This is a genomic window from Streptomyces sp. NPDC059010, from assembly GCF_042740355.1.
Lineage (GTDB): Bacteria > Actinomycetota > Actinomycetes > Streptomycetales > Streptomycetaceae > Streptomyces.
In genome coordinates this window covers 174,780-194,378 of the sequence record NZ_JBHYJA010000014.1, presented here as the reverse complement: position 1 = coordinate 194,378, position 19,599 = coordinate 174,780, and the positions used below count along the sequence as shown (strand labels likewise).

The window sequence follows — 19,599 nt, the reverse complement described above, 5'->3', positions numbered from 1 at the left end:
TCGATGAAGTTGAGCGCCTTTATCAGGAAGCCTCGCGGCCCGCTGATCCTCCTGGCCTTCACCGTCGGTGTCATCCCCTTGATCATCACGCTGGCGGTGGCGCCCCAGGGATCCGGTTGGCAGGCGCTCCCGGACGCCCCGAACGTGCCGGACGCCCCGGAGACGAGGGCGACTCCGCCCGCGCCCGCCGTCCCGGGCAAGCAGCTCGTGCCGGTGCGCGACGACAAGACCGACGAGACCCCGGTGGCCCGGGGCGGCAAGGTCGCCCTGCGACAACTGGTCATCGCGGCCGACGCCCAGGACTTCGGGCTGCCGGCCTGGCGGAGGATCCTGGACCAGATCGGCACGCCCTACGACGTCCTGCTCACCAAGACCGACCGACTCGACCCGGACCGGCTGGTGCGCCCGGACGGCACCGGCAGATACAACGCCGTCCTGCTCACCAACAACACGCTGAGCGACGCCACCGGCTCGAACACCGTAGGTCAGCAGGAGTGGGACGCCCTGTGGGAGTACGAACGCACCTACAAGGTGCGGCAGGTCTCGCTGAACACCGCCGGAGTCGGCTTCCCCTGTCTGAACCCCGGATCCGAGGGGCCGGCGCGCCCCGGGTCGGACGACGTCACGCTGACCGGCCGCGGCCGGGAGATCTTCGACTACCTCGCCCCCGACATACACATCCCGCTCGGCGAAGCCTACGTGTACCGCTCGACGCTCAAGGCGGGCTGCGGAGCGCAACCGGTCCTGACCGTCGGCTCCTCGGTCGTCGGCACGCTCGCGGGCACCGACGGCCGGGAGGAACTCGGCGTGGGATTCTCCATCGGAGCCGGTGACGTGCCGGGTGAACTGCTCGGCTTCGGGCTGCTGCGGTGGGCCACCAGAGGCGTCTTCCTCGGTGAGCAGCGGCACTGGCTGAACGTCGACATCGACGACTGGTTCCTCCCCACGCAGCACGGTGGGCCCACGGCACCCGACGTACAGGCGTTCCGGATCACGGGACCCGAGGCACTGGGGCTCAGCCGGCAGCAGGCCGCGTTCCGGCGCCGGTATCCACTCGCCGACGGCTTCAAGCTCAACCTGGCCTTCAACGCCAGCCTGCTGCACGCCGAGGCCCCGGCGCAGTGCCGTCCCGGGAACACACCGGACGATCTGACGAGTTACACCCGCTGTCTCATGGACCAGTTCCGCTGGATCAACCACACGGCGACCCACCCCCAGATGAACACGACTCCGTACGACCGCAATCACGACGAGATCAGGCAGAACCTCGCAGGGGCGGCGTCGATCGGGCTCCCGGTCCCCGTCGAGGTGCTCAAGACCCCGGAGTACTCGGGGCTCGGCGCCTACGCCCCGCAGGCGCACACCCTGGCCGATCCGGTCGACCACGGGCTCAAGGCCTCCAACAAGGCGCTGCTGCGGGCGGCCAAGGACGTCGGCGTCAAATACCTGCACGGCAACATGTCCTTCCCCAGCCACCGGCCCGACTGCTTCAACTGCGGTGTCCGCCACCCGCTGGAGCCGGACCTCATGGTGGTGCCGGACTGGCCGGTCGCCATCGCCTTCCAGGCGATCGACCCGGCGGAGCAGGTGGCGCACTACTACGCCGCCTCGGACGCGAAGACGAGCACGGCCGCCAAGTACCGGAAGTCCATCGACGAGCAGGCCGATCTGGCGCTGGTGCACCTGATGAACGGCTCGGTCTACGCGCACACGCTGCATCAGGGCAACGCGCATCAGTACGCGCCCGGCAGGAGCCTCACCTTCGACTGGCTGCAGGCGCTGCTCGCCAAGTACACCGCGTACTTCCAGGTGCCGCTGAAGAACCCCGACTGGCTCAGCCTCGCGCAGTACGTCGAGGCCCGCACCAGCCATTTCGCCGAGCTCCACAGCCGTAAGGACGCCGTGTGGAACCGGGTCACCGACGCCATCACCTACACCCCGGCCGAGGACGGCTCCCTGTTCATCACCGGCGTCAGGACCAGGCCCGCCACCGATGACGACCAGGACGGCCCGGACGAGGCGGAGAAGTACGGCTCCGACCAGGTCTCCCGGCTCGGTCTGACCGAGGGCGACACCGTCACGCTCACCGCGAGGCCGCGATGACCAGTCCGGTACGGGTGAACCGAGGCCAGGATCGCGGCGATCAGGGCATCGATCCGCACTATGCCGACCTGGACCCCGCCGAGGTCGACAGGTCGCTGCGGGTGCTGCTGGTCGCCGAGGGCACGTACCCCTACCACACCGGCGGGGTCAGCCTGTGGTGCGACCAGATCATCCGGGGCATGCCGCAGAACTCCTTCACCGTCGTGGCGCTCACCGTCGACGGCACCGAGCCCCCGGCGTGGCCCGCCCCCGACAACCTCACTAGGGTCGTCAACCTGCCGATGTGGGCCGTACTGCCGTGGCCCGCGCGTCGCCCGGGACCGCCGCGGTCGCTCGTCGAGGCGCACGAGAACTTCCTGCGGGCGCTGATGCGTCCGCCCCAGCAGGACCCGGACCAGGACCGGCAGCTGGCGGAAACCTTCCTGATCATGGCGCGGACCATCTTCGACCACGCCGGGATCGACGACGTCCGGGCGGCGTTCATCTCCAACCAGGCGCTGGACCGGATGATGCGGGCGTGGCAGGAGGCCAATGGCGACGACCAGGCCGACGCGGCCGGCCAGGGCGGCACGCTCACCCTCTACGACGCGTTCACCGCGGCCGACCTGATGGAACACGCACTGCGTCCGCTGTCCCGCCCCCCGATCGACGCCGACGTGTGCCACCTCGCCATGTGCGGGCCCTGCGTCCTGGTCGGGCTGACCAGCAAATGGGCGTACGGCACACCGCTGGTGATGTCCGAGCACGGCGTCTACCTGCGCGAGCGGTACATGGAGATGCTCCGCGAACCCCACCCGACCGCCGGCCAGTTGCTCATGCTGCGCTTCTGCCGGGCGCTGACGGTGGCGGCCTACCACGCCGTCGACGTGCTGGCACCGCACTCCCAGTACAACCGGCGCTGGCAGCTGTACGGCGGAGCCGACCCGGCGCGGATCCGGACCATGTACAACGGCATCAACCCGGCCGACTACCCGCTCGCCCAAGGGGAGCCGGACGTCCCGACGATCGTGTTCATCGGCCGGATCGACCCCCTGAAGGATCTGCACACCCTGATCAGGGCGTTCGCCCTGGTACGGCGCGAAGTCCCGGACGCCAGACTGCGGATGTTCGGTCCGATCCCCAGGGAGAACAAGAACTACCACGCGAGCTGTGTGGCGCTGGTCGAGGAACTGGGGCTGACCGGCGCCGCGGTGTTCGAGGGCAGGGTGCCCCGCCAGGTGGACGCCTACCAGGCCGGCCATCTGACGGCGCTGACCAGCGTGTCGGAGGGATTCCCGTACACCGTCGTGGAGTCGATGTCCACGGGGCGACCGCAGGTCTGCACGAACGTCGGCGGTGTCTCGGAGGCCGTCGGCGAAGGGGGAATCCTCGTACCCCCGGGTGATCACTCGGCGGTCGCGGAGGCATGCGTGCGGCTGCTCCGCGACAGCGCGCTGCGGCAACGGCTGGGGGCCGCCGCGCGGACACGGGTGCTGGAGAAGTTCACGCTGTCCCAGTGGAACGACGGCTACCGCAGGATGTACGACGACCTGGTGCCCGACCCGCGTTCGGACACCCGCCGCATCGCGGACCGGGAGAGGGCGGCGATCCCATGAGCCAGGCCGACAACCACCCGAACTCCGGCCCGCCGCGGGACACCGGCCCGGTCGGGCAGCTCGTGGCGACACTGGAAGCGGACCCTCCGGTCGTCGTCGACGAACTGCACACGGCCACCCTGCTCGAACGCCAGGGCGTCACCGACCAGGAGGCCCGCGACAAGTACGGCTGCGAGGACGTCTTCGCGCTGGCCGGGGAGCTGTTCCGCCGCCTGCCCGACCGCTCGGCCCTGCCCGCGGACGAAACTACCGAGCACCCACCGCGCCGGCTCGTGCTGCTGACCCACGGCCTGCTCTACTCGGTTCCCGGCGCGGCGTATCCGGCGGTGCTCGTCGCCATCGGCGGGCCCGCGCTCGTACGCGGGATGCTGCTCGCCACCACACTGGGCTGGATCTGGGGCATGGGCACCAGCGTCGCCGCCTACCGGCTCCTCGGACAGGGGTTCCCGCAGACGGCCGCACGGACCTGGCGCCGGCTCAGCGCGCTCGGACTGGTCATGGCGATGGCCGACGCCACACTGCTCGCCGCCACCGGCGAGGGCGGAGCGGGGCTGGTCGTGTTCGTCGTGCTCCAGATGAGCTTCCAGCTCACCTCGGGCATCTTGGTCTTCTACCACATGGAGTGGCGGCTCGCGGTGATCGCGCTGCCCGCCTTCACCGCGGGCGCCGCCCACCTCGCCCACGGCTACGACACCGCCCATGCGACACCCGTGCTGATCACCGCCGTCGGCTGCTGCGCGCTGGCGATGGGAATGGCATGGTGGGCCACCGTCCCCACGAGGCAACCGCGTGACCGCGCCCAGCAGGCCCCCGTCCAGTCCGCGCTGTTCTCGGTCGTGCCCTGCATCGCCTACGCGGTGCTGTCCGCGCTGTTCCTGCTGTACAACACCGTGCCCTTCGTGACGGCGCCCCTGGACCTCGCCCTTGCCATGGCACCGCTGGTGCTGGGCATGGGAACCGTGGAGTGGCGCACGCACCGGTTCAACATCCAGTCCGTCGAAATAGTGCATCGCGTACGCGGCACCGCTGAATTCCATCGGCGGGTGTGGCATCTGCTGCTGCGCGAACTCGCGCTGTGCGTCACGGTCCTGGCCGTACTCGGCGCCCTTTTGCTCACCGTCCTCTCCGTCGCCGGACTCCTCACCCCGCGCGGGGTGCTGCTCGTCGGCGCGTACCTGGTGCTCGGCGGTGCCTACTTCCTCGGGTTCATCACGGTCAACCACGGTCACTTCCGCGAGATTCTGGCGATCACGGCCCTGGTTCTCGTGCTGAACGTCGCCGCGACCATGTCGCTCTCACAGTTCTTCGAGCCCTACGGGGAGGTGCCGATCTTCCTGGCCAGTTGTGTCGCTCTGCTCGCATTTCTGCTGCTGGCCCTGCGACTGAATCTCGGGGATGTCCATCACTACAGGTGATCCGAATCGGGCTCAGTTCCCAAGGAGGTCATGTCATGCATGTAGCGATCCTGGCGGGAGGCCGCGGGGTCCGCCTGAGGCCCTACACCACGGCACTCCCCAAGCCGCTGATGCCGATCGGCGGTGAGTACGCCATCATCGACATCATCCTTCAACAGCTCAGGGCCCAGGGCTTTCGGCGTGTGACACTCGCGGTGGGCCATCTCAGCGCGCTGATCCGCGCGTTCGTCGGCGACGGAGCGCGCTGGGGGATCCGGGCCGACTACGCGGAGGAAGACCAGCCGCTGGACACGATCGGACCGCTGTTCAACTTCCTCGACCGGCTGCCCGAGCACTTTCTGGTGATGAACGGGGACGTGCTCACCAACCTCGACTACGCCGCGTTCCTGCGGGACCACGAGGGATCGGGCGCGCCCCTGACCATCGCCAGCTACCAGCGCAAGGTCAAGATCGACTTCGGCACGCTGGAGACGATCGGCGACCGCCTCGTCAGGTTCAGCGAGAAGCCGACGCTGTCCTACGGAGTGAGCATGGGCGTGTACGCCATCTCCGGCAAGACACTCGCCCAGTACCCGAAGAACACGCCGCTCGGCTTCGACGAACTGGTCCTCGACCTGCTGGCCGGCGGCGAGCGGCCGAGGGTGTACGAGTTCGACGGCTACTGGATGGACATCGGCAGCCCCGACGACTACGAAGAGGCCAACCGCTGCTTCCAGGACATGCGTTCCACCCTGTTGCCGACCCTCTCGGCCGCCGAGGAAGTGGTCGCATGACCGCCACGGTGCTGCTGTTCGGCGCATCGGGTTTCCTCGGCCGCTCGGTCGCGGAATTCCTCGACCGTGACCCGCGCGTCGGCACGCTCCTCAGGGCGAGTCGCCGGCAGCGGCCGGAGGACCCCGGCTGGGTCCGGCACGACCTGGTCGTGCAACCCCTCGACGAGCTCGCCGCGTTGCTGCAGCGGGCCGGTCCCGACGTCGTCATCAACTGTGCGGGCCGGCTGTCCGGCGGCGCCGTCGCGCTGGTGGAGGCGAACACCCTGGTCACCGCCCGTCTGCTGGAGGCGATGAAGACGGTGGTCCCGGCCGCCCGGCTGGTGGTGCTGGGTTCGGCGGCCGAGTACGGCGCCGTCACCCCGGGCACGCCGGTCGCCGAGGACGCGCCGGGCAACCCCGTGAGCGTGTACGGCGTGACCCGGCTGGCCAGCACCCGGCTGATCGAACTCGCCGCGAGCGAGGGGTCCCTGGACGCCGTGGCGCTGCGGGTGTTCAACCCGGTCGGCCCCGGACTGCCGCCCGAGAACCTGCTCGGCCGGGCCGCGCAGGGCATCCGGACGGCGTTCAGAGACGGTGCCGACGCCATCACGCTCGGACCCCTGGACGCCTACCGGGACTTCGTCGACGTACGGGACGTCGCGGCGGCGATCGGCGAGGCGGCGCTGGCCGAACACGTTCCGCAGCCCGTGCTCAACGTCGGCAGCGGAACCGCGGTCCGGGCACGTGAGGCGGTCGCCCTGCTCGCGGCGACGGCCGGGTTCACCGGGCGGGTGCACGAGTCCGCGGCGGCACCGGCACGGTCCCGCCAGGTGCGGTGGATGGCCGCCGACGTGCACAGGATCCGCGGCGTACTCGGCTGGCAACCCACCCGTGACCTCGAAGTATCGATCCGGGCGAGCTGGGAAGGCTGAGTGTCCCGTGATGCCGCAGCGGATCCTGAGAGCAGCCGTCCTGGCGTGCTGCCTCGTCGTGTTCACGGGCTGTTTCACCCCCGAGGGCATGAAGCAGCTGGACCGGACGCGCGCCAGTACACCCCCTCCCGCTCCGGACCGTCCCGACGACATCACCAGCGCGGTGGTGCAGTTGCAGGGATACGAGGACGGGACCCTCGACGCGCTGACCCGCGGGCCGTACCAACTGGCCGTCATCGACCTGGCCAGAGACGCCTCGGCGTCGTACTTCACGCCCGAGGAGATCAGCCGGCTGAAGCGGTCCGGCAAGAAGGTTCTCGCCTATTTCGAGATCGGGTCGCTCGAATGGTTCCGGCCGGACTATCCCGGCTTCCGCAAGCGGAACCCCGATCTCATCATCCGTGAATGGTCGGACTGGCCGGGGGAGTACTTCGTGAAGTACTGGGACGAGCGCTGGTGGGAGGAGGCCATCAAGCCGCGCGTGGACCGGGCGATCGCCGCCGGGTTCGACGGGGTGTTCCTCGACACCGTGGTGGCCTACGACGAGATCGAACTCGCCTGGGTGCCCGGCGAGAGCCGACGCGATCTGGCGGCGAAAATGGTCGCCCTGATCAGCCGGATCAGCTCCTACGCCAAGGGCATCGACAACAAATTGTGGGTCTTCCCGCTGAACGCCCCGGAGTTGCAGCACTATCCCGGATATCTCGACGCCATCGACGGGATCGGTGTGGAAGGACTGTTCTTCCAGGCCACCGACGTCCCGTGCAACGACGACTTCTGCGCGCCGAAACTGGCGGCGACCCGCGCGCTGCGGAAGGCCGGAAAGATCGTGTTCGCGGTCGACTACGCCAACCGGCCCGAGAACATCGCCAGTGCGTGCCGCAGTTACCGCAAAGAGCGCTTCGCCGGCTATGTGACGGTGCGTGACCTGGACCAGGTCCTTCCGCCCTGTCCCGGACCGAAGAACCCCTGAACCGCATTTCTCGACATTTCTCGAACCGGCAGGAGAGCCGATCATGAGGGAAGCAGAATCACGCGAATTTCACCGGATCGGCATCATCGGCATGGGATATGTCGGCCTGACCCTGGCCGCGGCCATGGCCCGCAAAGGCTACGAGGTCCATGGAGTCGACGTACAGCCGTCGGTGCTGGAATCCCTGGGACAGGGCCGGGCCCATGTCTATGAACCGGGCGTCGACGACACGTTCGCCCGGCTCGTCGGCAAGAACATCTTCATCGCCTCCGAACTGCCCGACGAGCCCGTCGACGCGGCCATCATCTGCGTGTCCACGCCCGTCGACGAGGCGACCCGCGAGCCGTTCCTGAAGAACCTGGCCGCCGCCGCCGAGCAGGTGGCCGACCGCTGCACACCCGACACCCTCGTGGTGGTACGCAGCACCGTGCCGGTCGGGACCAGCCGCGCGGTGGTCCTCCCACCGCTGACGCACGCCTGGGGCGGGGCCCGGCTGGTGATGGCACCGGAACGGACCGTCCAGGGGCGGGCCCTGCGGGAGCTGCTGGAGCTGCCCCAAGTCGTGGGCGGGCTCGACGAGGAGAGTCTGCGCCTCGGCCTGGCCCTGTTCGGCGGCCTCGCCACGGAGGTCGTGCCCGTGTCCAGCCTGGAGGCCGCCGAGCTGGTCAAGCTCACCAACAACTGCCACACCGACGTGATCTTCGCGTTCGGCAACGAGGTGGCCGAGCTCACCGAACGCTTCGGCCTCGACCCGCTCGAAGTGATCAGGGCCGCCAATCTGGACTATCCGCGACCGGACATCCACAAGCCCGGATACGTGGGCGGCGGCTGTCTGTCGAAGGATCCCTACCTCATGACCTCCGGAGCCGAACGCGTCGGATACGTACCGCAGTTGGTCGGTGCCGCCAGGCGGCTGAACGAGGACCTCCCGGCCCGTGTCGCGGCCAAGGTCGTCGACATGATGCGGGAGACGGGCGGCACGACCCTGACCGTGCTGGGCTGGGCCTACAAGGGCTGGCCCCCGACCGACGACATGCGGGGCACACCGATCGAGACGATGATGCCGGTCTTCGCGGCATCCGGACTGCGCGTCCTCGGCCATGACCCCCTGGTCGGCGCCGACGTGATCCGCGCATACGGCGGGGAACCCGTCGACCTCCACACCGGATTCCACGACGCCGACGCGGTCCTCGTCATCACCGACCACCCCGAGTACCGGGACCTCGACGTGGGCCCCGAACTCGACGGCTCCTCCGTGCGGCTGGTCTTCGACTCCTGGCGGATCCTCGACGCCACCGAGATCACCGCACGGGGCGTGCGCTACGCCGGCCTCGGCTACCTGCCCGCGACGACCGCTCCTCCTGTCCCGGCGGTGACGACATGAAGGCGCTGATACTCGGCGGTGCGGGCTTCATCGGGCTCCACCTGACCAGGCGACTGCTGGGCGAGGGATGCTCGGTCACGATCGTGGACGACTTCTCGCGCGGCCGGAACGACCCCGCGCTGGCGTCCGTCGACGCCGACGTGCTGCACGCCGACCTCACCGACCCCGCCTGCTTCCGGGACATCCCGCACGGGTGGGACCAGATCTACCTGCTGGCCGCCGTCGTAGGGGTCCGCAATGTCGACAAGGACCCCGCCCGGGCCATCCGGATCAACACCCTGGTGCTGCTCAACACCCTGGACTGGATACGGCCGGGAGAACACCTCTTCTTCGCCTCCACCAGCGAGGTGTACGCCGGCGGGGTCAGCGCCGGCATCGTCCCCGTGCCCACGCCGGAGACCGTGCCCCTGACGGTGGACGACATCACCGCGCCCCGCTACGCCTACGGCACCAGCAAGCTGCTCGGTGAGGCCGCGGTGATCCACACCGGCCGGGCGAAGGACATCCCGTACGTCATCGGACGGTTCCACAATGTCTACGGCCCCCGGATGGGCGCGGCCCATGTGATCCCGGAGGTGGCCCTGCGGGCGCTGCGCCACGAGGACCCGTTCACGGTCTTCGGCGCCGATCAGGCGCGGGCGTTCTGCCATGTCGACGACGCCGTCGAGGCGGTGTACCGGCTGATGGCCGACGGGGTCGGTGACGGCCGGATCGTCCACATCGGCAACGACACGGAGGAGACCAACATCGCGGATCTGGTCAAGCTCATCCTGCGGGTCACCGGCCACGACCCGGCACTTGAGTACCGGCCCGCCCCCGCGAACTCGGTCGCCCGCCGCTGCCCCGACCTCACCCTCCTGCGTTCCCTCACGGGATACGTCCCGACAGTGTCCCTGGACGACGGCGTACGGCACACCGTCGACTGGTACGCGCGATACGGGCAGCCGACGGACGCACCGCTCAAGGTCTGACCGGTCGGGGTCCGACCGTCGACCGGCAGCCGCTCAGGGCCTGACCAGCAGCTGGAAGTCGAACGCGTACCGCGAAGCCCGGTAGATGTGCGTCCCGTACTCCACCGGCCGCCCGGTGTCGTCGTACGCAGTGCGCTGCATGGTCAGCAGCGCGGCGCCCGCCTTCTCGTCGAGGCGTTCGGCCTCCTCGGCGGTGGCACAGCGGGCGCCGATGGTCTGGCGGGCGCTGTGCAGGGTGATGCCGGCGGCCCGCATCATGCGGTACAGGCCGGTCGACTCCAGGCGGGCGGTGCCGAGGTCGAGCAGGCTCGCGGGGAGGTAGTTGCACAGGATGGCGACGGGCTGGCCGTGGGTGCAGCGCAGCCGCTCCAGGAGGGTGACCTCCGCGCCCTCGGCGATGCCGAGCGCGGCGGCGACATCGGCGGTCGCCGGGACGTGCTCGTTGCGGACGACCTCGGTGGTGGGGCCCTGTCCGGCCGCCTCCAGGTCGTCGTAGAGGCTGCTGAGTTCCAGCCCGCGCTTCACCTGGCTGTGCACCACCTGGGTGCCCACCCCGCGCCGCCGGACCAGCAGCCCCTTGTCGACGAGCGACTGGATGGCCTGCCGGACGGTGGGCCGGGACAGACCCAGCCGCACCGACAGGTCGACCTCGTTGCCCAGGAGGTTGCCCGGGGCGAGGACCCCGTGCTCGATCGCCGACTCCAGCTGCTGCGCGAGCTGGTAGTACAGCGGCACGGGACTGCCCCGGTCCAGGGCGAAGTCCATCGCGTCCAGCGCGGAGGCGGACGCGGTGCGTGCCGAGCCACGGGTCTTCGCCATGGGACGACCTCCCTCTCAGGGCGTCAGGAGTTGCTGGGGAAACCGAGGTTGATGCCACCGTCGGACGGGTCCGGCCAGCGGGTGGTGATCACCTTGCCCTGGGTGTAGAAGGCGATGCCGTCGTTGCCGTAGATGTGCAGATCGCCGAAGAGCGAGTCCTTCCAGCCACCGAAGGAGTGGTAGCCGACCGGCACCGGGATCGGCACGTTCACGCCGACCATGCCCGCCTTGACCTCCAGCTGGAAGCGGCGGGCTGCGCCGCCGTCCCGGGTGAAGATCGCGGTGCCGTTGCCCCAGCGGGAGTCGTTGATCAGCTTGATGGCCTCCTCGTACGTCTCCGCACGCACCACCGCGAGGACCGGGCCGAAGATCTCGTCCCGGTACGCGTCCGCCGTCAGCGGCACCCGGTCAAGCAGCGAGACCCCGAGGAAGAAGCCGTCCTCGTGGCCCTCGACCGAGTAGCCGGTGCCGTCCACGACGACCTCGGCGCCCTGCTCGGCGGCGCTCGCCACATACGAGGCCACCTTGTCGCGGTGCTCGCGCGTGATCAGCGGGCCCATCTCGGAGGCCGGGTCGTCGCCGGGGCCGATGCGCAGCTTCTTCGCCCGCTCGGCGATCTTGCCGACCAGCTCGTCGCCGGTGTCACCGACCGCGACCACGACCGACACGGCCATGCAGCGCTCGCCCGCCGAGCCGTACGCGGCGTTGATCGCCTGGTCGGCGGCGAAGTCCAGATCGGCGTCGGGCAGGACCAGCATGTGGTTCTTGGCACCGCCGAGCGCCTGCACGCGCTTGCCGTGCTCAACTGCCTTGAGCTGGATGTACTTGGCGATCGGCGTGGAGCCGACGAAGGAGACCGCCTCGATGTCCGGGTGCTCAAGGAGCCGGTCCACGGCCACCTTGTCGCCCTGCACGATGTTCAGCACACCCTCCGGCAGCCCCGCCTCGGTGGCCAGCTCGGCGAGCCGGTACGACGCCGACGGGTCCTTCTCGGACGGCTTGAGCACGAAGGTGTTGCCGCACGCGATGGCCAGCGGGAACATCCACATCGGCACCATGGCGGGGAAGTTGAACGGCGTGATGCCGGCGACCACGCCCAGCGGCTGGCGGATCGAGGCCACGTCCACCCGGGTCGACACCTGCGTCGACAGCTCGCCCTTGAGCTGCACGGAGATCCCGCAGGCCAGCTCCACGATCTCCATACCGCGCGCGACCTCGCCGAGCGCGTCGGAGTGCACCTTGCCGTGCTCGGCGGTGATCAGCTCGGCGATCTCGTCGCGGTGCGCGTCCAGCAGCTCGCGGTACTTGAACAGGATCGCGGTGCGCTTGGCCAGGGACGACTGGCCCCAGCTCTCGAACGCGGTCTTGGCGGAGGCGACGGCGGCGTCCACCTCGTCGACGGTCGCGAAGGCGACCTGCTTCTCCTCGGCGCCGGTGGCCGGGTTGTAGACGGCGCCGAAGCGGCCGGACGTGCCCTCGACGGACTTGCCGTCGATCCAGTGGGTGATGGTCTTCATGGTGCGAAAGGGCCTTTCAAGTACGGGTCGTGTGCGGGGAGTTCAGAGGTGGTGACGGCGTCCGGCGACGTTCTGGTCGTAGCGCTCGCGGGCCTCGACGGCCGCCTCGCGGGAGGCGACCTCGGCCACGGGGACGTCCCACCAGGCCTCGGCGCCCGGCGAGGACGGGTTCTTCATGTCCGTCTCGACGTACACGCAGGTCGGCCGGTCGGAGGCACGCGCGGCGGCCAGCGCCTCCCGCAGCTCGCCCACCGTCTTGGCGCGCAGCACGTCCATGCCGAGGCTGGCCGCGTTGGCGGCGAGGTCGACGGGGAGCGGGGCGCCGCTGAAGGTGCCGTCGGCGGCCCGGTAGCGGTAGTCGGTGCCGAAGCGCTCGCCGCCGACCTCGCTCGACAGCCCGCCGATGGAGGCGTAGCCGTGGTTCTGGATCAGGACGATGTTGACCGGCAGCCCCTCCTGGACCGCGGTCACGATCTCGGTCGGCATCATCAGATAGGTGCCGTCGCCGACCAGCGACCACACGGCGACGTCCGGGGCGGCCTGCTGGATGCCGATCCCGGCCGGGATCTCGTAGCCCATGCAGGAGTAGCCGTACTCCAGGTGGTACTGGCGCGGGGAGCGCGACCGCCACAGCTTGTGCAGGTCGCCCGGGAGCGAACCGGCCGCGTTGATCACCACGTCGTCGTCACCGACCACCGCGTCCAGCGCACCCAGCACCTGTGTCTGTGTCGGTACGGCGCTCTCGTCGTCGGCGCGGTAGGCGGCCTCCACGACCGCGTCCCACTGCTCCTGGCCCAAGAGGTACTCGGCCTCGTAGGAGGGGTGCACGCGATGGCCGGACAGCGCCTCGGCCAGGGCCGTGAGCCCGCTGCGCGCGTCGCACACCAGCGTGCGCGCGGCGAGCTTGTGTGCGTCGAACCCGGTGATGTTGAGGTTCAGGAAGCGCACGTCCGGGTTCTGGAAGAGCGTGCCCGAGGCGGTGGTGAAGTCGGTGTACCGCGTGCCCACCCCGATCACCAGGTCGGCCGCACGCGCGATGTCGTCACTGACCGAGGTGCCGGTGTGGCCGATGCCGCCGAGGTCGCAGGGGTGGTCGTGGCGCAGGGAGCCCTTGCCCGCCTGGGTGGAGGCGACCGGGATGCCGGTGGCCTCCACGAAGGCCTTCAGCGCGTCCTCGGCCTCGCTGTGATGGACCCCGCCGCCCGCGACGATCAGCGGGCGCTCGGCGGAGCGGATCGCCTCGACGGCCGCCGCCAGCTCGACCGGGTCGGGCGCGGGGCGCCGTACGTACCAGACGCGGTCGGCGAAGAACTCCTCCGGCCAGTCGTACGCCTCCGCCTGCACGTCCTGGGGGAGGGCCAGCGTCACCGCGCCGGTCTCGGCCGGGTCGGCGAGCACGCGCATGGCGTTCAGCGCGGACGGGATCAGGGCCTCGGGGCGGGTGATCCGGTCGAAGTACCTCGACACCGGCCGCAGGGTGTCGTTGACCGACACGTCCGCCTCGGTCGGGTGCTCCAGCTGCTGGAGCAGCGGGTCCGGGGCGTGCGAGGCGAAGTAGTCGCCGGGGAGCAGCAGGACCGGGAGGCGGTTGATGGTCGCCAGGGCCGCGCCCGTCACCAGGTTGGTGGCGCCCGGACCGATCGACGTCGTCACGGCCTGTGCGGAGAGACGGTTGAGCTGACGGGCGTAGCCGACGGCCGCGTGCACCATGGACTGCTCGTTGCGGCCCTGGTGGTACGGCATGACGTCCTCGCCCGCCTGGAGCAGGGCCTGGCCGAGGCCGGCCACATTGCCGTGGCCGAAGATGCCCCAGGTCCCGGCGATCAGCCGGTGCCGTACGCCGTCGCGCTCGGTGTACTGGGCGGACAGGAACCGCACCAGCGCCTGGGCGACGGTCAGGCGGACGGTGGATTGGCTCATCGGGGACCTCACTGGGATGGAGCGGTGTAGAGGGGCAGACGGGGGTCGACGCTCTGGTCCGGCCAGGTGCCGCGGATCCAGGCGTGATCGGGGTGGTCGCAGATCAGCCAGGCGCGCTCGGCCTCGGGACCCGCCATGACGTTGAGGTAGTACATGTGATGGCCGGGCACGGCCATGGAGGGCCCGTGCCAGCCGTCGGGGATCAGCACGACGTCACCGCCGCGCACCTCGGCCAGGACATCGGTGTTCCTGCCGTGACCGGACGGGGAGACGCGCTGGTAGCCGAGGCCGGGGGTGCCCTCGTGGTCAGCGAACTCGAAGTAGTAGATCTCCTCCAGCACCGACTCCTCGCCGGGCCGGTGCTCGTCGTGCTTGTGCGGCGGGAAGGAGGACCAGTTGCCGCCCGGTGTGATGACCTCGACCGCGATGAGCTTGTCGCACTCGAAGACCCCGGCCGCGCCGAAGTTGTTCACCTGGCGGGAGGAGTTTCCGGTGCCGCGCAGCTCCACCGGCACCGACGACGCGGGGCCGTACCGGGCGGGCAGCCGCCGGGTGCAGCGCGCACCGGTCAGCGCGAACCGTCCGCCGCCGGTGGACGAGACGGTCGTACGGGCGTCGCGCGGTACGTAGGCGAAGTCGGTGACTCCACTGAACACGCCGTCGCGGCCGGTGAGCTGGAACGTGTCATGGCCGAAGTCGTCGGTCGCCTCGACCGTGCAGCCGCCGCTGAGCGGCAGCACGATCCACTCGCTGTCACCGGTCTCGAAGGTGTGCGAGCCGCCGGGCGGCAGCTCCAGGACCTTCAGGCCGGAGTAGCCCCAGCCGGCCTTCTCGGGCGTGACGTCCACGACGTACGGGCCGCCGAGCGCCTTTCCCGCGGGAAGGTGATACGTCATCGCGTCCTCAAGCGTCACAGTCGTTCCTCCGTGTCACAGTCCGGGTCACAACAGGCCGACGGCCGTGTCCACCGCCGTCTCCACACTGCCCTCGGCCGGGTAGAGCAGCGAGCGGCCGACGACCATGCCCTGGACGGTGGGGAGCGCGAGTGCCTTGCGCCAGCGCTCGTACGCGCCCTCCTGGTCGTCTCCGACCTCGCCGCCGAGCAGCACGACGGGCAGGGTGGACGTCTCCAGGACCTCGGCCATGTCGTCGGGGTCGTCGGTGACGGGCAGTTTCAGCCAGGTGTAGGCCGAGGTGCCGCCGAGACCGGAGGCGATCGCGATCGACTTGGTGACGGCCTCGGCGGACAGGTCGTTGCGCACCCGGCCGTCGATCCGCCGGGAGAGGAACGGCTCGACGAACAGGGGCAGTCGGAGCGCGGCCATGGCGTCGATCGCCCGGGCCGTGGACTCCAGGGTGGTCAGCGAGCCCGGGTCGTCGTAGTCGACACGGAGCAGCAGCTTGGCCGCGTCGAAGCGCAGCCGGGCGATGTCCTCGGCGCGGTGGCCGGTGAAGCGGTCGTCCATCTCGAAGGACGCGCCGGCCAGGCCCCCGCGGTTCATGGACCCCATGACAACCTTGTCGTCGAGGACGCCGAGGAGCAGCAGGTCCTCCAGGATGTCGGCGGTGGCCAGCACTCCGTCGACGCCGGGCCGCGACAGGGCCGTGCAAAGACGTTCCAGCAGATCGGCCCGGTCGGCCATGGCCAGCCGTCTGTCGCCGACGCCCAGGGCGCCGCGGGCCGGATGGTCGGCGGCCACGATCATCAGGCGGCCGCTGTCGCCGATCAGCGGTCGGCGTACCCGGCGGGCCGCGGCCTCGGCGATCGCCTCGGGGTGCCGGGCTCTGATCGCGGCGAGGTCAGTGATGCTGATACTCAAGGAAAGGCTCCGTTCAGGGGTGGCTCGGCCTGCCGTCACGACGCCCGCGCGAGGAGGCTCTCGACCTCGGACTCGGTGGGCATCGCGGAGGAGCAGGCGAGACGGGAGGCGACGAGGGCGCCGGCGGCGTTGGCGTACCGCATGGTTTCGGCCAGATCCCGGCCGGCCAGCAGTCCGTGGACCAGCGAGCCGCCGAAGGCGTCGCCCGCGCCGAGGCCGTTCGCGACCTCGACCGGTACCGGCGGCACCTCGGCCTCCGTGCCGTCGCGGTGCACCGCCAGCACGCCCTTGGGGCCCTGTTTGACGACCGCCAGCTCCACCCCGGCCGCCAGCAGCGCCTCGGCGCAGGCACGCGGCTCGCGGACCCCGGTGGCGACCTCGCACTCGTCGAGGTTGCCGACCGCGACCGTGGCGTGCCGCAGGGCTTCCGCGTAGTACGGGCGGGCCTCTGCCGGGTCCTTCCAGAACATCGGGCGCCAGTCGAGGTCGAAGACCGTGGTGCCCGCCTTGTCGCGCGCCTTGAGGGCGGCGAGGGTGGCGGAGCGGCTCGGTTCCTCGCTCAGACCGGTGCCGGTGATCCAGAAGACCCGGGCCGAGCGGATGGCCCAGTAGTCCAGCTCGTCGGAGTGTATCTCCAGGTCAGGGGCCTTAGGCTGCCGGTAGAAGTACAGCGGGAAGTCGTCCGGCGGGAAGATCTCGCAGAACGTCACCGGCGTCGGGTACGCGGCGACGGGCGTCACCCAGCGGTCGTCGACGCCGAAGTCCTTGAGGGCTTCGTGCAGGTAGGCGCCGAAGGGATCGTCGCCGGTGCGGGTGATCACCGCGGTGCTCCGGCCCAGCCGGGCGGCGGCGACGGCGACGTTGGCGGCCGAGCCTCCGAGGAATTTTCCGAACGTCTCCACCTGCGTCAGAGGTAGGCCAGACTGCAGAGGGTAGAGATCGACTCCTATTCTTCCCATTGTGATCAAGTCGAAGGGCTTGGCTGACTCGGCCATGCGCGACGCTCCTAGAGCTGGACTGGGGGTGGGGCCCCCAGGGGGCCTGCCGCCTCCCAGGTGTAGGGCGTGGAGGCCGACGCTGTCAATACTTTGTACTTACATTCGGACCTGAGTGTGAAATGATGTCTTAACAAAGTATTGACAGCGGGCGCATCCAGGGACTTGGATCCCAACCCAGCGAGACCGCCGTGTCGCACGGCACACGACCCGGACTTCTCCCACCGGTCCGGGCCGCTGATCACCAGTGATCAGCCCCTTTCCCCCGTCGCAACACCCCGTCGTACAGTGAGGTGCTGGAAAGATGGACCGCTCTTACTCCCGCTCCCGCAGGCTGGCCCCTGTAGTGGCCGTCGCCGCAGCGGCAGCTCTGACGCTCGCAGGATGCTCCAGCAGCTCCGGCGGCAAGAAGGCCGAGGAGAGTGCGGAGGGCGCCTCCGCAGGCAAGGCGAACACGCCGCGTATGACGGTCGCCCTGGTCACGCACCAGGCAGCCGGTGACACCTTCTGGGACATCGTCCGCAAGGGTGCCGAGGCCGCCGCCGCCAAGGACAACGTCAAGCTGATCTACTCCAACGACCCGAACGCCGGCAACCAGGCCAACCTGGTCCAGAACGCGATCGACCAGAAGGTCGACGGCATCGCGATCACCCTCGCCAAGCCCGACGCCATGAAGGAGGTCGTCGGCAAGGCGAAGAAGGCCGGCATACCGGTGGTCGGTCTCAACTCCGGTGTGAGCGAGTGGCAGAAGCTCGGCCTGATGGAGTTCTTCGGGCAGGACGAGACCGTCGCGGGCGAGGCGCTCGGCAAGCGGCTGAACGAGTCCGGCGCCAAGAAGGCCGTCTGTGTCGTCCAGGAGCAGGGCAACATCGGCCTGGAGCAGCGCTGCGCGGGTGTGAAGAAGACCTTCGAGGGTGACGTCGAGAACCTGAACGTCAACGGCACCGACATGCCGTCCGTGAAGTCGACGATCACCGCGAAGCTCAAGCAGGACAGCGACCTCGACTACATCGTCACCCTCGGCGCCCCGTACGCGCTGACCGCGGTGCAGTCGATCGGTGACGCCGGCGCCAAGGCGAAGGTCGCCACCTTCGACCTCAACAAGGAGCTGACCGGCGCGATCAGCAAGGGCGACATCGAGTTCGCCGTCGACCAGCAGCCCTACCTCCAGGGCTACCTGGCGATCGACTCCCTGTGGCTCTACAAGAACAACGGCAACTACATGGGCGGCGGCGAGCAGCCGGTGCTGACCGGTCCGGCCTTCGTCGACAAGACGAACGTCGAGACGGTCAACAAGTACGCCGCGAAGGGCACTCGGTGATGAGCATGACCCAACAGGCTGAGCCGGCGGTGAACACACCGCCGGCCTCCGGCCCGGGCAAGGAGAAGGACGGGAGGACGGCCGAACGCCCCCTGGCGCTGCGGCTGTTGGCCCGGCCCGACGTCGGTGTCTTCCTCGGCGCCGTCGCGGTGCTGATCTTCTTCCTGATCACGGCGCCGCCGGTGCGCGACGGCAGCTCGATGGCCAATATCCTCTACCAGTCGTCGACCATCGGGATCATGGCGCTCCCGGTCGCGCTGCTGATGATCGGCGGCGAGTTCGACCTGTCGGCCGGTGTCGCGGTGATCACCTCCGCGCTGACGGCCAGCATGACCGCGTACCAGCTGAGCATGAACGTGTGGGTCGGCGTGATCGTCGCCCTCGTGGTGTCGCTGGCGATCGGTCTGTTCAACGGCTGGATGCTGGTGAAGACCGGTCTGCCGAGCTTCCTGGTCACGCTGGGCACCTTCCTGATCCTCCAGGGCGTGAACCTCGCGGTGACCAAGCTGATCACCGACAACGTCGCCACCGACGACATCAGCGACATGGACGGCTTCGACCAGGCCAAGGCGGTCTTCGCCTCGTCCTTCGAAATCGGCGGCGTCAACGTGAAGATCACCATCGTGTGGTGGCTGGTCTTCGCGGCCCTCGCGACCTGGGTCCTGCTGCGCACCAAGTACGGCAACTGGATCTTCGCCGTCGGCGGCAACCAGCAGTCCGCCCGCGCGGTCGGTGTCCCGGTGACCTTCACCAAGATCTCCCTCTTCATGCTGGTCGGCTTCGGCGCCTGGTTCGTCGGCATGCACCAGCTGTTCTCGTTCAACACGGTCCAGTCCGGTGAGGGCGTCGGCCAGGAGCTGATCTACATCGCCGCGGCGGTCATCGGCGGCTGTCTGCTGACCGGTGGTGCCGGTTCGGCGATCGGCCCGGTCTTCGGTGCCTTCATGTTCGGCATGGTCCAGCAGGGCATCGTCTACGCCGGCTGGAACCCCGACTGGTTCAAGACGTTCCTCGGCGTGATGCTCCTCGGCGCCGTCCTGATCAATCTGTACGTGCAGCGCACGGCGACCCGGAGGTGACCG

General features: G+C 69.5%; 16 protein-coding genes. 10 read left to right on the top strand and 6 right to left on the bottom strand.

Annotation, left to right across the window (positions count from 1 at the left end):
• The first annotated feature begins 9 nt into the window (after positions 1 to 9).
• From ACFWYS_RS17560 to ACFWYS_RS17525, 8 genes are read left to right on the top strand one after another with little or no spacing between them, the layout of a single operon-like run.
• Positions 10 to 2,103 carry a hypothetical protein gene (locus tag ACFWYS_RS17560; RefSeq protein ID WP_384768994.1) on the top strand — a complete coding sequence of 698 codons (2,094 nt, stop codon included), beginning with the start codon at positions 10 to 12 and terminating at the stop codon, positions 2,101 to 2,103.
• Positions 2,100 to 3,698 carry a GT4 family glycosyltransferase PelF gene (gene pelF, locus ACFWYS_RS17555; protein ID WP_384768991.1) on the top strand — a complete coding sequence of 533 codons (1,599 nt, stop codon included), beginning with the start codon at positions 2,100 to 2,102 and terminating at the stop codon, positions 3,696 to 3,698. Before ACFWYS_RS17560 ends, pelF begins: the two co-directional genes overlap by 4 nt.
• Entirely contained in the window at positions 3,695 to 5,113 is a 1,419-nt protein-coding gene (locus tag ACFWYS_RS17550) for a hypothetical protein (protein WP_384768989.1), read from the top strand. Before pelF ends, ACFWYS_RS17550 begins: the two co-directional genes overlap by 4 nt.
• Before the next feature lie 35 nt (positions 5,114 to 5,148).
• The gene (locus tag ACFWYS_RS17545; protein WP_384768986.1) at positions 5,149 to 5,886 is read left to right on the top strand and encodes an NDP-sugar synthase; all 738 of its coding nucleotides are present in this window, start codon (positions 5,149 to 5,151) and stop codon (positions 5,884 to 5,886) included.
• On the top strand, positions 5,883 to 6,797 hold the full coding sequence (locus tag ACFWYS_RS17540; protein ID WP_384768984.1) for an NAD-dependent epimerase/dehydratase family protein: 915 nt from the start codon (positions 5,883 to 5,885) through the stop codon (positions 6,795 to 6,797). Before ACFWYS_RS17545 ends, ACFWYS_RS17540 begins: the two co-directional genes overlap by 4 nt.
• 10 nt (positions 6,798 to 6,807) lie before the next feature.
• On the top strand, positions 6,808 to 7,770 hold the full coding sequence (locus tag ACFWYS_RS17535; RefSeq protein ID WP_384768981.1) for an endo alpha-1,4 polygalactosaminidase: 963 nt from the start codon (positions 6,808 to 6,810) through the stop codon (positions 7,768 to 7,770).
• Between the two features lie 43 nt (positions 7,771 to 7,813).
• Positions 7,814 to 9,154: a nucleotide sugar dehydrogenase gene (locus tag ACFWYS_RS17530; protein ID WP_384768978.1), complete on the top strand. Its 1,341-nt coding sequence runs from the start codon at positions 7,814 to 7,816 to the stop codon at positions 9,152 to 9,154.
• A complete protein-coding gene (locus ACFWYS_RS17525; RefSeq protein WP_384768975.1) occupies positions 9,151 to 10,125 on the top strand; it encodes an NAD-dependent epimerase/dehydratase family protein in 975 nt (324 codons plus the stop codon). Before ACFWYS_RS17530 ends, ACFWYS_RS17525 begins: the two co-directional genes overlap by 4 nt.
• Before the next feature lie 33 nt (positions 10,126 to 10,158).
• Here ACFWYS_RS17525 and ACFWYS_RS17520 read toward each other — a convergent pair whose 3' ends face one another.
• From ACFWYS_RS17520 to iolC, 6 genes are read right to left on the bottom strand one after another with little or no spacing between them, the layout of a single operon-like run.
• Positions 10,159 to 10,944 carry a GntR family transcriptional regulator gene (locus ACFWYS_RS17520; RefSeq protein ID WP_384768973.1) on the bottom strand — a complete coding sequence of 262 codons (786 nt, stop codon included), beginning with the start codon at positions 10,942 to 10,944 and terminating at the stop codon, positions 10,159 to 10,161.
• Between the two features lie 23 nt (positions 10,945 to 10,967).
• Positions 10,968 to 12,461, bottom strand: a complete 1,494-nt coding sequence (locus tag ACFWYS_RS17515; RefSeq protein ID WP_384768970.1) for a CoA-acylating methylmalonate-semialdehyde dehydrogenase — start codon at positions 12,459 to 12,461, stop codon at positions 10,968 to 10,970.
• Positions 12,462 to 12,503: 42 nt separating this feature from the next.
• Positions 12,504 to 14,381 (bottom strand): 3D-(3,5/4)-trihydroxycyclohexane-1,2-dione acylhydrolase (decyclizing), encoded by a 1,878-nt coding sequence (iolD, locus tag ACFWYS_RS17510; RefSeq protein WP_384768967.1) that lies wholly within the window; start codon positions 14,379 to 14,381, stop codon positions 12,504 to 12,506.
• A gap of 8 nt (positions 14,382 to 14,389) precedes the next feature.
• Positions 14,390 to 15,277: a 5-deoxy-glucuronate isomerase gene (gene iolB / locus ACFWYS_RS17505; RefSeq protein WP_384769139.1), complete on the bottom strand. Its 888-nt coding sequence runs from the start codon at positions 15,275 to 15,277 to the stop codon at positions 14,390 to 14,392.
• Positions 15,278 to 15,322: 45 nt separating this feature from the next.
• Positions 15,323 to 16,201 (bottom strand): deoxyribose-phosphate aldolase, encoded by an 879-nt coding sequence (locus ACFWYS_RS17500; protein WP_384768964.1) that lies wholly within the window; start codon positions 16,199 to 16,201, stop codon positions 15,323 to 15,325.
• A 35-nt stretch (positions 16,202 to 16,236) separates the two neighbouring features.
• Positions 16,237 to 17,196, bottom strand: a complete 960-nt coding sequence (gene iolC / locus ACFWYS_RS17495) for a 5-dehydro-2-deoxygluconokinase (RefSeq protein ID WP_384768961.1) — start codon at positions 17,194 to 17,196, stop codon at positions 16,237 to 16,239.
• Positions 17,197 to 17,500: 304 nt separating this feature from the next.
• On the opposite strand from iolC, the gene ACFWYS_RS17490 reads away from it, so the two are divergent.
• Both ACFWYS_RS17490 and ACFWYS_RS17485 read left to right on the top strand, forming a co-directional pair.
• The gene (locus tag ACFWYS_RS17490) at positions 17,501 to 18,517 is read left to right on the top strand and encodes a sugar ABC transporter substrate-binding protein (protein WP_384768959.1); all 1,017 of its coding nucleotides are present in this window, start codon (positions 17,501 to 17,503) and stop codon (positions 18,515 to 18,517) included.
• The gene (locus tag ACFWYS_RS17485; RefSeq protein WP_384768956.1) at positions 18,517 to 19,596 is read left to right on the top strand and encodes an ABC transporter permease; all 1,080 of its coding nucleotides are present in this window, start codon (positions 18,517 to 18,519) and stop codon (positions 19,594 to 19,596) included. Before ACFWYS_RS17490 ends, ACFWYS_RS17485 begins: the two co-directional genes overlap by 1 nt.
• Positions 19,597 to 19,599: the final 3 nt, after the last annotated feature.